The sequence below is a fragment of the Streptococcus oralis genome (genome assembly GCF_015561235.1).
In the GTDB taxonomy this organism is placed as follows: domain Bacteria; phylum Bacillota; class Bacilli; order Lactobacillales; family Streptococcaceae; genus Streptococcus; species Streptococcus oralis_BK.
In genome coordinates this window covers 667,843-680,012 of the sequence record NZ_JADMTC010000001.1, presented here as the reverse complement: position 1 = coordinate 680,012, position 12,170 = coordinate 667,843, and the positions used below count along the sequence as shown (strand labels likewise).

Sequence of the window (12,170 nt, the reverse complement as noted above, 5' to 3'; positions counted from 1 at the left end):
GAAGGTAGAATGAAATTCATATAATGGACAAAAAAAGTAGCCTGCAAAGGCTACTTTTTATTAAAACACACGATAGACATAAGGATTTTCTGGTTTGTCTACTTTGGTGAAATTCTCAACTTCCAGTGTTGGGAGTTTTTGTTTGAGTTCTTTATGGTAGTGGATTGTCAGGATTCCTCTGGCGGTAATCCAGGTATTGTCAGGATACTGGCGTGAGTTTCCCTTGGTCAAGAGCCCATATACACCAGAGTCTGCGATACAGTGGATGATCCCAAAGCGAAATAGGAACTGGCTATCTGGATGGCTAGGATCGTTATAGACAAAGCCTGTAAACTCGATCTTCTTTCCTTCAAACTCTTGAGGATAGTCATAGAGAACTTCCATGACTTCCATATAGTTTTCGTCTGTAACCTGAATGGTTGGCTGGGAGAGGTATTTATCAGCTGTAGTCCTCATTTCCTTTTCATAAGCAGATTTGGAAAAATAGGTGCTGGTATCGGGTTTGAGGTATTGACTGGATGTTCCTTCGCTTGCCTGAATGGTTGTGTTGATTCCCTCAGCAAGTGGGAAATGATATCCTTTGGCAGATACGGTTCTCGAGTCCAAACTTACTGTCGGAAAGGTAACTCCAATCAACAGAGGTAGTGACAGTAACAGGATGCTGATTCGTCTAGCTCGACGACTTTCCATATGGCTGTGAGAATTGATTTTCTTAATCCAGATGTAGAATTGGACCAGAGCCAACAGAAGAGAAAGAACCATAGAAATATAGACTAGATAGGAATAGTGGAGGTTAATGTAGTGACTGAGCTTGCCAGATAGCTGCAGATACAGAGTTAGGGAAAAATAACCCAGTAGAATGATAAAACGGATCATAACATCGCCCCCATCATGTAAGAATAAAGCAAGACAAGCACTGTCACAATGCCCATGAATTGCCAGATGAAGCGCGCTTTGAGATAGTGCTTCATCATGAGGAGATTTTTGATATCAAGCATGGGACCAATGACCAGAAAGGCAAGGACTGGTGCTAGGCCGAAGCTCGAGAGGAGAGAAGCTCCGATAAAGGCGTCCGCCTCGCTACAAAGAGAGAGGAGAAAGGCAAGAAACATGAGCAAGAGAATCGCAAGGACTGGACTAGCACTGATAGAGGTCAGGATCCGAGTCGGGACATAGACCTGTACGATAGCTGCAAAGAGACAGCCAAAGACTAAATAGCGCCCCATATCGAAAAACTCGTCAATAGCCTGTATAAAGACCTGAAGTATTTTTCTACTAGGCTTCAAATGAGAAAAACCATGCTCATGACAAGCAATAGGATTTTCTTTTTGAATGGGTTCCTTCCAGAAAAATCCTAGGAAAATCCCCAGCACCAAAGCAATCACAATGGCTCCCAGAGCTCGCAAGATGGTAATTTTTAAGGAATTGCCAAAGGCAGAATAGGTAGCGAAAAGAACGGTAGGATTGATGATGGGAGCAGTCACCAGAAAAGGAACTGCCGTGTAGCTGGGAACTTTCTTTTCCAAAAAACGATTGATAATCGGGACGATTCCACACTCGCAGGATGGGAAGAGAAAGCCAATGAAGGTACCAAAAAAGATTCTCCCCCAACGATTGCGAGGGAGAAACTCAGTGACTTTATCTGGTGTGATATAGACTTCAATCCAGCCTGAAATGAGACTCCCAATCAGAACAAAAGGCAGAGCCTCGATGATAATGGAGAGAAAAATGGCTCCCGCTTGTAATACACTAGGAGGAAGAGATTGGAAATTCGTCATCTATTTTTTCTTCTCAACTTTTTCTTTTTTATCTTTGTCATCTGGGAAAGTGACCTGCGTTAAGTCAGGAAGTTTGGCAAATTCTTCAAACATCTTGTCCAAGTCATCAGTTTTTGTAAATTTAACAGCCATGGGCCTACCTCTTTTCTAAATTCTACCTCTATTATACTATTATTTTGCGGAAAAGGGATTATTTTTATTTTGATAATCAAGGAGGTAAAAACAGGTAAGGTGAAACAAGCCTTGTCCCTTATGGTATAATAGGTTTATGGATAAAAAATATGAAAAAATCTCCCAAGATTTGGGTGTAACGTTAAAGCAAATCGATACCGTTCTAAGTTTAACTGCCGAAGGGGCGACGATTCCCTTTATCGCGCGTTATCGAAAGGATATGACTGGTAGTCTGGATGAAGTGGCGATTAAGGCCATTATTGACTTGGATAAAAGCCTGACTAATCTCAATGACCGCAAGGAAGCTGTCTTGGCTAAGATTCAAGAACAAGGCAAGCTAACAAAGGAATTGGAAGAAGCTATCTTAGCTGCCGAAAAACTAGCAGAGGTAGAAGAACTCTATCTTCCATACAAGGAAAAGCGTCGGACCAAGGCAACCATTGCCCGTGAAGCTGGACTCTTTCCTCTCGCACGCTTGATTTTGCAGAATGTAGCTGATTTAGAGAAAGAGGCCGAGAAGTTTGTCTGTGAAGGATTTGCGACTGGTAGGGAAGCCTTGGCTGGTGCAGTTGATATCTTGGTTGAAGCCTTATCGGAAGATGTGACCTTGCGTTCCATGACCTATCAGGAAGTGCTTAGACACTCTAAACTCACTTCTCAGGTCAAGGATGAAAGTCTCGATGAAAAACAAGTCTTTCAGATTTATTACGATTTTTCAGAGACAGTTGGCAACATGCAGGGCTATCGAACCTTGGCACTCAACCGTGGGGAAAAATTAGGCATCTTGAAAGTCGGTTTTGAACATGCAACGGATCGTATCCTAGCTTTCTTTGCTGCTCGTTTCAAGGTGAAAAATGCCTATATTGATGAAGTTATCCAGCAATCTGTTAAGAAAAAAGTCTTGCCTGCTATCGAGCGACGCATTCGGACAGAATTAACTGAGAAGGCAGAAGAAGGAGCTATCCAACTCTTTTCAGACAATCTGCGCAATCTCCTTTTGGTTGCTCCACTGAAAGGGCGCGTGGTTTTAGGATTTGACCCTGCCTTTCGTACAGGTGCCAAGCTAGCTATCGTTGATGCGACGGGGAAAATGCTGACGACCCAAGTCATCTATCCCGTTAAACCAGCCTCAGCTCGTCAGATTGAAGAAGCCAAGCGAGACTTAGCCGACCTGATCGGTCAGTACAGTGTGGAAATCATTGCCATTGGAAATGGAACGGCTAGTCGTGAAAGTGAAGCCTTTGTAGCGGAAGTTCTGAAAGATTTTCCAGAAGTCAGCTATGTTATCGTCAATGAGAGCGGTGCTTCTGTCTACTCTGCCAGCGAACTTGCGCGTCAGGAATTTCCAGAATTAACCGTTGAAAAACGCTCTGCCATCTCTATTGCTCGTCGCTTGCAGGATCCCCTTGCTGAATTGGTAAAAATCGATCCTAAGTCAATCGGTGTCGGTCAATACCAACACGATGTCAGTCAGAAGAAACTATCTGAGAGTCTGGACTTTGTCGTTGAAACCGTAGTTAACCAAGTCGGTGTCAATGTCAATACAGCCAGCCCAGCTCTTCTTTCCCACGTAGCTGGACTCAATAAAACTATCTCTGAAAACATTGTCAAATACCGTGAGGAAGAAGGAAAAATCACTTCACGTTCTCAAATCAAGAAGGTTCCTCGTCTAGGTGCTAAGGCCTTTGAGCAGGCTGCTGGTTTCCTCCGTATCCCTGAAAGTAGCAATATCCTAGATAATACTGGAGTTCACCCAGAGAACTATGCTGCAGTTAAGGAGCTCTTCAAACGTTTAGATATTAAAGACTTAAATGAAGAAGCCCATAATAAGCTTAAGTCTCTTTCTATCAAGGAAATGGCGCAAGAACTAGAACTTGGCCCAGAAACCCTTAAAGATATCATTGCTGATCTTCTCAAACCAGGTCGAGATTTCCGTGACTCTTTTGATGCACCAGTTCTCCGTCAAGATGTTCTGGATATCAAGGATCTCGTTATCGGCCAGAAGCTGGAAGGTGTGGTGCGTAATGTCGTTGACTTCGGTGCCTTCGTTGATATTGGAATTCACGAGGACGGTTTGATTCATATTTCCCATATGAGTCGTAAATTTATCAAACATCCCAGCCAAGTGGTGTCAGTCGGAGATTTGGTAACGGTTTGGGTTAAGAAAATCGATATTGAACGTGAAAAAGTTAATCTGTCGCTCCTAGCTCCTGATGAAACTGACTGAGTACGTTCAGTCTGTTTCCCTCGAAGATTTTGGTAGACCTTTCACACACCAAGCCCAGTGGAATTCTCGTCTGCGAACGACAGGTGGACGATTTTTCCCCAAGGATGGGCATTTGGATTTTAATCCCAAGGTTTATAATGAACTAGGTTTGGAAGTCTTCCGCAAGATTGTGCGCCATGAACTCTGTCACTATCACCTTTATTTTCAGAAAAAGGGGTATCGGCATAAGGACCGAGATTTTAAGGAACTTTTGAGAGAAGTGGATGGACTGCGCTTTGTACCACCTTTGAAAACACTAACTCAAATCCCCTACCTAGTCTATCAATGCCAATACTGCCAGCAAAGTTATCAGCGTAAGAGGAGAATCGACACCGAGCGCTATCGCTGTGGCGTCTGCCGTGGCAAACTCGTCATCTTAAATTGGCCTAAGGACTGATGTTCTTGGCTCCGTGTCATGCTATACTACTTTTAAGAATACCGAAAGAGGATACAATCATGAATACAAAATTTTATAAAATGAGACGAAATCGTATGGTGTCCGGAGTTTTAGCTGGTCTATCAGACAAGTGGAATTTTGATGTAACCCTAGTCCGCTTTCTTTTCGCCATTTTTACCGTGGCAAATTTTGGAATTGGTGTGATTATTTACATCATCCTTGCCTCTATCTTACCAACCAAGGAAGACATAGAAGCCGAAATGTACGGAACAGGACCACGCAAACGTAAGGAAGCCCAAGCCATTGAAGACAATGATGGCTGGTTTTGGTGAGTAAATCTACGGTAACAAAAGTTTTGCAACAATACTACAAGAGAAAAGAAGGCAGTAGCATGCTTAGGAAATACTTTAAAAACTATAAATGGACGGACGTGTTCTGGATTCTATTTATTTTGATTGCTAATTTTCTGTCAACCAATAATTTCTTATACCACTTAACGAAACAGGATTTTTCAGAAGAAGGCTGTATTTTAGCAATTCCTTTGTTTCTTTTTCATTTTCTCTTCATTGATAAATTCATCATTTCTAGACGAAATCAAAAAGATGATTAACTTTTAATCCTTGTATCCACAAGGGTTTTCTTCTTGTCTTGCATTTATGGTACAATACTTCTAGTGAAATTTCTAAATTTTTTTCTATCTTACAAAAATGTAAGATTAAAGTCTCTTTTGTAAGGTTAGGTTATGGCAGGCTACCTTTTTTTGCGATAAACTAGACTCATAAAGAACAAAGGAGCAAAACCATGAAAAGAATCTTACAAAAGAAAAGAAGAAAACCAAGTCAAAAAGATATCGAGCGTGTTCAACTGGGATGCGCTATGATGCAAGCACAGTTTCAAATGATGGGATATTAAGAAGGAGAAAAACATGACACTTTTAGATGTAAAACACGTTCAAAAAATCTATAAAACACGTTTCCAAGGCAACCAAGTAGAAGCCCTCAAAGACATTCACTTTACCGTAGAAAAGGGTGACTACGTTGCCATCATGGGAGAGTCTGGTTCAGGAAAGTCAACTCTGCTCAACATCCTAGCTATGCTGGATAAACCAACTCGTGGTCAAGTTTACTTGAACGGAGTAGACACAGCAACTATTAAAAACTCACGGGCTTCCAGCTTCCGTCGTGAGAAGTTGGGATTTGTCTTCCAAGACTTTAACTTGCTAGATACCTTGTCTGTTAAGGACAATATCTTGCTTCCGTTAGTTCTATCTCGAAAACCTATCACGGAGATGATGAAGAAATTGGTAGTGACCGCTGAAAATTTGGGTATCAACCAATTACAAGAGAAGTACCCTTACGAGATCTCAGGAGGTCAAAAACAGCGGGTAGCAGTAGCACGCGCCATCATCACTGAACCTGAAATTCTTCTTGCGGATGAGCCAACAGGAGCTCTTGACTCCAAGTCATCTGCGGCCTTACTCGATGTATTTGATGAAATCAATGAGCGTGGCCAAACTATTCTTATGGTAACCCACTCAACGGCAGCAGCCAGCAGAGCCAAGCGCGTTCTCTTTATCAAGGACGGTATTCTTTACAACCAAATCTACCGTGGAGACAAGACAGAGCGTCAGATGTTCCAAGAAATCTCTGATACTTTGACTGTTATGGCAAGCGAGGTGAATTAGTATGTTCCGATTAACCAATAAGTTAGCGGTATCCAACTTGATTAAAAACCGCAAACTCTACTATCCCTTTGCTCTTGCTGTTCTCTTAGCTGTGACCATCACCTATCTCTTTTACTCACTGTCACTTAATCCTAATATTGGCAAGATCCGAGGGGGAGAAAGTATTTCTGCGACCCTTGCTCTCGGTATGGTGGTTGTTACCATAGCCTCAGGGATTATTGTCTTTTATGCCAATAGTTTTGTTATGAAGAACCGCTCCAAGGAGCTAGGTGTATATGGTATGCTGGGTCTTGAAAAGCGCCATTTAATCAGTATGGTTTTTAAGGAGCTTGTTATTTTTGGTTCCTTAACCTTGACAGCTGGTCTCGGCTTAGGAGCCCTCTTTGATAAACTAATCTTTGCCCTTCTTCTGAAGCTGATGAAAATGAAAGTGGAGCTCGTTTCAACCTTCCAACCAATAGTCTTTATCCTAGTTCTCATCGTCTTTGGAGCTATCTTCCTAGGTCTGATTTTTATCAATGCCTTTCGTATTGCACGAATGAATGCCCTTCAGCTCTCTCGTGAAAAAGCCAGTGGTGAGAAAAAAGGACGTTTCTTAGGTGTCCAAACCATCCTAGGTCTGATTAGTTTGGGAGCTGGTTACTATCTAGCAGTAACAGTCGAAAACCCACTTTCTGCTGTTCTGATTTTCTTCGTAGCAGTCTTGCTAGTAATTTTTGGAACTTATCTTCTCTTCAATGCAGGGATCACAGTTTTCCTACAAATCTTGAAGAAAAACAAGCGTTACTATTACCAACCTAACAATATGATTTCTGTATCCAATCTCATTTTTCGTATGAAGAAAAATGCGGTTGGTCTAGCGACGATTGCTATTCTCTCAACCATGGTCTTGGTGACTATGTCTGCTGCAACGAGTATCTTTAAAGGCTCTGAAACTTTCAAGAAAGTCATGAATCCACATGATTTTGGAATTACAGGACAGAATGTTGAAAAAGAAGACATAAATAAACTCCTAGACCAGTATGCTAGCGATAAAGGATTGACTGTTACAAAGAAAGAAGTCCTTACATATAGTAGCTTTGCTGTAGCAAACCAAGAAGGTACGAAATTGACCATTTTTGAGAAAGGTCAAAATCGTGTTAAACCGAAAACTATTTTTATGGTCTTTGACCAAAAAGACTACGAGAATATGACGGGTCAGAAACTTGGACTTTCAGGCCATGAAGTTGGATTGTTTGCTCAAAACAAGCAACTTCAAGGTCAGAAAGAACTGACTCTGAATGACCAGACCTACACAATCAAAGAAGAAATCAAAAAAGATTTTATTCTTGAACATGTCCCAAATCAGTACAATACTCTAACTTCGGACTATAACTATTTGGTTGTTCCTGACTTGAAAGCCTTTCTAGAACAGCATCCTAACTCTTCCATCTTTAATCAATACTACGGTGGTATGAATGTAACGGCTAGTGAGGACGAGCAACTTAAAATTGCAGATGACTATTCAAAATTCGTTAACAACTTTAATAGAGAATTAAACAAAGAAGGAAGCTATGTTTACGGAAGTAATCTTGTTGATAGCAGTGCGCAGATGAGTGCTCTCTTTGGTGGAGTCTTCTTCATCGGTATCTTCCTCTCTATCATCTTTATGGTGGGAACGGTTCTCGTCATCTACTACAAACAAATCTCTGAAGGCTATGAAGACCGTGAACGCTTCATCATTTTGCAAAAAGTCGGTCTCGATCAAAAGCAAATCAAGCAAACCATTAATAAACAGGTCCTAACTGTTTTCTTCCTCCCATTGCTCTTTGCTTTCCTACACCTTGCCTTTGCCTATCATATGCTTAGTCTCATCCTAAAAGTCATTGGGGTCCTAGATGCGACCATGATGTTGACAGTCACTCTGTCCATCTGTGCTATCTTCCTCATCGTCTATGTCTTAATCTTTATGATTACCTCAAGAAGCTATCGCAAGATTGTGCAAATGTAAAAAAGATACCTCGATGCTTGTCGAGGTATTTCTTTTATCTTAAATGCTAAAGAGTTGTCCCAAGAGGAAGGTTACACCCATGGTGAGAAGTCCGATACAGAGGTTGCGGATCATGGCAGTTTTCGTAGGTGCCTTGCCTAGTTTAGCACTGGTATAGCCAGTGACGAGAAGGGAAAGGGCCACAATAAAAACAGTAGCAGGAATACGATAGTCACTTGGAAAGACGGTGATTGAAAGCATAGGAGGAAGGCTTCCCAGTACAAAGGCAATAAAGCTAGAGATAGCAGCATGCCAAGGGTTGGTAAACTCTTCATACTCGATTCCATACTTTTCTTCGACCAAGGCTTTGAGTGGATTTTTTAAAAAGGCCTTGTTGGTCAAGAGTTGGGCTGACGTTTCACACTCACCGTTTTGAAGGTAGGCAGCATAGAGGGATTGTTTTGCAGATTCGATATCCTTATCCAAGAGCAACTGTTCTCTAGCAACAGCGGCTTCTTCCGTGTCTTTCTGAGTGGATACAGAGACATATTCGCCACCGGCCATAGAGAAAGCACCAGCGAGGATAGCCGCTAAACCTGATAAAAAGATAATCCAGATATTGCTTGTCGCACTGGCAACGCCGATAACGACTCCAGCGATGGAAATAATTCCATCATTGGCGCCCAGAACACCTGCGCGTAGGATATTGAGTCGTCCTGCAAAGTTAGCATCAATTTCATGTTTTATTTCTGTCATAGTCATCTCCTTTCTCTCCATTATAGAGAAAAGGGTAGGGGAATACAAACTTTTTAAACTATCTGAAAAAAGTTTTACAATTCTAATTTTTAGGCCCTTTGAAGTTTCTCCGAAAAAGTAGTGCTTTCCTGCTGTACTGGAACTTTTTAAACTTATCTATGGTATAATAGAAGATAGATTTATCAATTGGAGTATGAAGGATTTTATGATTAAACTTGTAGCAACCGATATGGATGGAACCTTTCTAGATGGAGAGGGTCGGTTTGATATGGAACGCCTTAAAAACGTACTTGTTTCCTACAAGGAAAAGGGGATTTATTTTGCAGTGGCTTCAGGTCGCGGTATCTTGTCCCTGAAAAAGTTGTTTGCGGATGTGTGTGATGAAGTGATTTTTATAGCTGAAAATGGGAGCTATGTTGAGTTTCATGGTGAGGATATGTATGAGGCTACTATGTCTCGGGATTTTTACTTGAGCACTTTTGAAGCTTTAAAGAAATCACCCTATTTTGATGAAAGAAAAATGTTGCTGACGGGGAAAAAAGCTTGTTATGTATTGGATACAGTCGATGAGACCTATCTCAAGTTTAGCCGTCACTACAATGAAAATATTCAAAAAGTAGCGAGTTTGGAAGATATCTCAGATGAGATTTTTAAATTCACTACTAACTTTACTGAAGAAACGATAGAAGCTGGAGAGGCCTGGGTCAACGAAAATGTTCCTGGTGTGAAAGCCATGACAACTGGTTTTGAATCCATCGATATTGTCTTGGACTATGTTGATAAGGGTGTGGCTATTGTTGAGTTAGCGAAAAAACTGGGGCTGACCATGGATCAGGTTATGGCGTTTGGCGATAATCTCAATGACCTTCACATGATGCAGGTTGTCGGGCACCCAATCGCTCCTGAAAACGCGCGACCGGAGATTTTAGAATTAGCAGAAGCAGTGATTGGCCACCATAAGGACCAGTCAGTGATGACTTATATGGAGGGCTTGTAATGGCAGATATTAAATTGATTGCACTTGATTTGGACGGTACTTTACTGACAACGGATAAAAAGCTGACAGATCGAACTAAGAAAGTCCTCAAAGCTGCGCGTGAACGTGGCGTCAAGGTCGTACTGACAACGGGACGTCCTCTGAAGGCTATGGATTTCTTTCTCCATGAGCTAGGGACTGACGGTCAGGAGGACGAGTACACCATCACTTTTAATGGAGGGCTTGTCCAGAAAAATACGGGAGAGATTCTCGATAAAACAGTCTTTTCAATCGACGATGTGGCACGCTTGTACGAGGAAACTGAAAAACTAGGTCTGCCGTTAGATGCTATTTCAGAAGGAACAGTCTATCAAATCCAGTCGGACCAAGAAAGTCTCTATGCTAAGTTTAATCCAGCACTGACTTTCATGCCAGTCGCTTTTGAAGAGCTATCTAGTCAGATAACTTATAATAAATGTGTGACTGCCTTTGCCCAAGAACCCTTGGATGCAGCGATTCAACAGATTTCTCCAGAATTGTTTGACCAATATGAAATCTTCAAATCGCGTGAACTCTTATTGGAATGGTCACCGAAAAACGTACACAAGGCAACAGGTTTAGCGAAATTAATTAAACACTTGGGAATCGACCAAAGCCAAGTCATGGCTTGTGGAGACGAGGCCAATGACCTTTCTATGATTGAGTGGGCAGGTCTGGGAGTTGCCATGCAAAATGCAGTTCCTGCGGTTAAGGAAGTTGCCAATATCATTACCCCTATGACCAACGACGAGGAAGCCGTTGCTTGGGCTATCGAAGAATACGTGCTAAAGGAGAATTAGAATATGGGATTATTTGACCGTTTATTCGGGAAAAAAGAAGAGCCGAAAATCGAAGATATTGTAAAAGAAGCTCTGGAAAATATTGATTTGTCAGAAGAGGTTGAAGAAAACCAAACGTCAGTCGAAGAAACTTCTCAGGAAGAGACAGCAAGGGACAAAGTGGAAGCAAGTCTTGCTCAAGAAGAACTTCCTCAAGTCTCGACAGTAGAAGTTATTGAACCAGAAGCAGTCGAAGAAACTGCTCAGGAAGAGCCTGAGCTAGAAGCTGATGAATTGGAACAATTCCAAGAATCGGAAGAAATTTTAGAAGAAGAGAGCCAAGAAACAGAAGAAGAGCTAGCTTCTGAAGTTGTAGAAGAAGAAGTTCCTCAGGTTGAAGAAACCGTACAGGAAAAATATGACCGCAGTCTCAAGAAAACCCGTACAGGATTCGGTGCTCGTTTGAATGCCTTCTTTGCCAACTTCCGTTCTGTTGATGAAGAATTCTTCGAAGAATTGGAAGAACTGCTCATCATGAGCGACGTCGGTGTGCAAGTCGCTTCAAACTTAACAGAAGAGCTACGTTATGAAGCTAAACTTGAAAACGCTAAGAAGCCTGATTCACTCCGTCGTGTCATTATCGAGAAATTGGTTGAACTCTATGAGAAGGATGGCAACTACGATGAAAGTATCCACTTCCAAGATGGTTTGACAGTCATGCTCTTTGTTGGTGTTAATGGTGTTGGGAAAACAACTTCTATCGGGAAATTGGCTCATCGCTACAAACAAGCTGGCAAGAAAGTCATGCTGGTTGCGGCAGATACCTTCCGTGCTGGTGCAGTGGCCCAGCTAGCTGAATGGGGCCGTCGTGTAGATGTTCCTGTTGTGACGGGGCCTGAAAAAGCTGATCCAGCTAGTGTAGTCTTTGATGGGATGGAACGCGCTGTAGCTGAAGGGATTGATATTCTCATGATTGACACAGCAGGCCGTCTGCAAAACAAGGACAACCTCATGGCAGAGTTGGAAAAGATTGGTCGCATTATCAAGCGTGTCGTTCCAGAGGCACCCCATGAAACCTTCCTGGCACTCGATGCTTCAACTGGACAGAATGCCTTGGTACAAGCTAAGGAATTTTCTAAGATAACACCATTGACTGGAATTGTTTTAACTAAAATTGATGGAACTGCTCGAGGTGGTGTTGTTCTGGCAATTCGTGAAGAACTTAATATCCCAGTAAAATTGATTGGTTTCGGTGAAAAAATCGATGATATCGGGGAATTTAACTCAGAAAGCTTTATGAAGGGTCTCTTAGAAGGCTTGATTTAATACAAAATAAATATCCTGCATGTCAATCT

General features: G+C 41.8%; 12 protein-coding genes. 8 read left to right on the top strand and 4 right to left on the bottom strand.

Annotated features, from left to right (window positions below; all coding sequences use genetic code 11):
• Positions 1–60: 60 nt before the first annotated feature.
• From I2H52_RS03480 to I2H52_RS09790, 3 genes are read right to left on the bottom strand one after another with little or no spacing between them, the layout of a single operon-like run.
• Positions 61–876: a TIGR03943 family putative permease subunit gene (locus I2H52_RS03480; RefSeq protein WP_195594261.1), complete on the bottom strand. Its 816-nt coding sequence runs from the start codon at positions 874–876 to the stop codon at positions 61–63.
• Positions 873–1,778, bottom strand: coding sequence for a permease (locus tag I2H52_RS03475; RefSeq protein WP_195594258.1), 906 nt, complete (start codon positions 1,776–1,778; stop codon positions 873–875). Before I2H52_RS03475 ends, I2H52_RS03480 begins: the two co-directional genes overlap by 4 nt.
• Positions 1,779–1,910 carry an SPJ_0845 family protein gene (locus I2H52_RS09790; protein WP_000268696.1) on the bottom strand — a complete coding sequence of 44 codons (132 nt, stop codon included), beginning with the start codon at positions 1,908–1,910 and terminating at the stop codon, positions 1,779–1,781.
• 136 nt (positions 1,911–2,046) lie between these two features.
• Between I2H52_RS09790 and I2H52_RS03470 the strand changes: the two genes are divergently transcribed.
• The 5 genes from I2H52_RS03470 to I2H52_RS03450 all read left to right on the top strand — a co-directional run bounded on the left by I2H52_RS03470 (position 2,047) and on the right by I2H52_RS03450 (position 8,286).
• The gene (locus tag I2H52_RS03470) at positions 2,047–4,176 is read left to right on the top strand and encodes a Tex family protein (RefSeq protein WP_195594256.1); all 2,130 of its coding nucleotides are present in this window, start codon (positions 2,047–2,049) and stop codon (positions 4,174–4,176) included.
• Positions 4,163–4,612 (top strand): SprT family protein, encoded by a 450-nt coding sequence (locus tag I2H52_RS03465; RefSeq protein ID WP_195594253.1) that lies wholly within the window; start codon positions 4,163–4,165, stop codon positions 4,610–4,612. Before I2H52_RS03470 ends, I2H52_RS03465 begins: the two co-directional genes overlap by 14 nt.
• Before the next feature lie 59 nt (positions 4,613–4,671).
• A complete protein-coding gene (locus tag I2H52_RS03460) occupies positions 4,672–4,944 on the top strand; it encodes a PspC domain-containing protein (protein ID WP_007522068.1) in 273 nt (90 codons plus the stop codon).
• 593 nt (positions 4,945–5,537) lie between these two features.
• Positions 5,538–6,296 (top strand): ABC transporter ATP-binding protein, encoded by a 759-nt coding sequence (locus I2H52_RS03455; RefSeq protein ID WP_000173376.1) that lies wholly within the window; start codon positions 5,538–5,540, stop codon positions 6,294–6,296.
• A gap of 1 nt (position 6,297) precedes the next feature.
• On the top strand, positions 6,298–8,286 hold the full coding sequence (locus tag I2H52_RS03450; RefSeq protein WP_195594250.1) for an ABC transporter permease: 1,989 nt from the start codon (positions 6,298–6,300) through the stop codon (positions 8,284–8,286).
• 39 nt (positions 8,287–8,325) lie between these two features.
• Here the strand turns inward: I2H52_RS03450 and I2H52_RS03445 are convergent, their stop codons facing one another.
• Complete coding sequence (locus I2H52_RS03445; RefSeq protein WP_000136037.1) at positions 8,326–9,021, bottom strand: VIT1/CCC1 transporter family protein; 696 nt, start codon at positions 9,019–9,021, stop codon at positions 8,326–8,328.
• A gap of 205 nt (positions 9,022–9,226) precedes the next feature.
• Here I2H52_RS03445 and I2H52_RS03440 point away from each other — a divergent pair, with 205 nt between their 5' ends.
• Genes I2H52_RS03440 through ftsY form a run of 3 tightly spaced genes read left to right on the top strand, consistent with a single transcriptional unit; the run spans position 9,227 to position 12,141 of the window.
• The gene (locus tag I2H52_RS03440) at positions 9,227–10,018 is read left to right on the top strand and encodes a Cof-type HAD-IIB family hydrolase (RefSeq protein ID WP_195594247.1); all 792 of its coding nucleotides are present in this window, start codon (positions 9,227–9,229) and stop codon (positions 10,016–10,018) included.
• Positions 10,018–10,836: a Cof-type HAD-IIB family hydrolase gene (locus tag I2H52_RS03435; protein WP_195594242.1), complete on the top strand. Its 819-nt coding sequence runs from the start codon at positions 10,018–10,020 to the stop codon at positions 10,834–10,836. The genes I2H52_RS03440 and I2H52_RS03435 overlap by 1 nt, the downstream gene beginning before the upstream one ends.
• 3 nt (positions 10,837–10,839) lie before the next feature.
• Entirely contained in the window at positions 10,840–12,141 is a 1,302-nt protein-coding gene (ftsY, locus tag I2H52_RS03430; RefSeq protein WP_195594239.1) for a signal recognition particle-docking protein FtsY, read from the top strand.
• The last annotated feature ends 29 nt before the right edge of the window (positions 12,142–12,170 follow it).

Bases quoted from the DNA above. Each gene is read 5' to 3' on its own strand.
- I2H52_RS03480 (WP_195594261.1), bottom strand. From the start codon at position 876: ATGATCCGTTTTATCATTCTACTGGGTTATTTTTCCCTAACTCTGTAT.
- I2H52_RS03475 (WP_195594258.1), bottom strand. From the start codon at position 1,778: ATGACGAATTTCCAATCTCTTCCTCCTAGTGTATTACAAGCGGGAGCC.
- I2H52_RS09790 (WP_000268696.1), bottom strand. From the start codon at position 1,910: ATGGCTGTTAAATTTACAAAAACTGATGACTTGGACAAGATGTTTGAA.
- I2H52_RS03470 (WP_195594256.1), top strand. From the start codon at position 2,047: ATGGATAAAAAATATGAAAAAATCTCCCAAGATTTGGGTGTAACGTTA.
- I2H52_RS03465 (WP_195594253.1), top strand. From the start codon at position 4,163: ATGAAACTGACTGAGTACGTTCAGTCTGTTTCCCTCGAAGATTTTGGT.
- I2H52_RS03460 (WP_007522068.1), top strand. From the start codon at position 4,672: ATGAATACAAAATTTTATAAAATGAGACGAAATCGTATGGTGTCCGGA.
- I2H52_RS03455 (WP_000173376.1), top strand. From the start codon at position 5,538: ATGACACTTTTAGATGTAAAACACGTTCAAAAAATCTATAAAACACGT.
- I2H52_RS03450 (WP_195594250.1), top strand. From the start codon at position 6,298: ATGTTCCGATTAACCAATAAGTTAGCGGTATCCAACTTGATTAAAAAC.
- I2H52_RS03445 (WP_000136037.1), bottom strand. From the start codon at position 9,021: ATGACAGAAATAAAACATGAAATTGATGCTAACTTTGCAGGACGACTC.
- I2H52_RS03440 (WP_195594247.1), top strand. From the start codon at position 9,227: ATGATTAAACTTGTAGCAACCGATATGGATGGAACCTTTCTAGATGGA.
- I2H52_RS03435 (WP_195594242.1), top strand. From the start codon at position 10,018: ATGGCAGATATTAAATTGATTGCACTTGATTTGGACGGTACTTTACTG.
- ftsY (WP_195594239.1), top strand. From the start codon at position 10,840: ATGGGATTATTTGACCGTTTATTCGGGAAAAAAGAAGAGCCGAAAATC.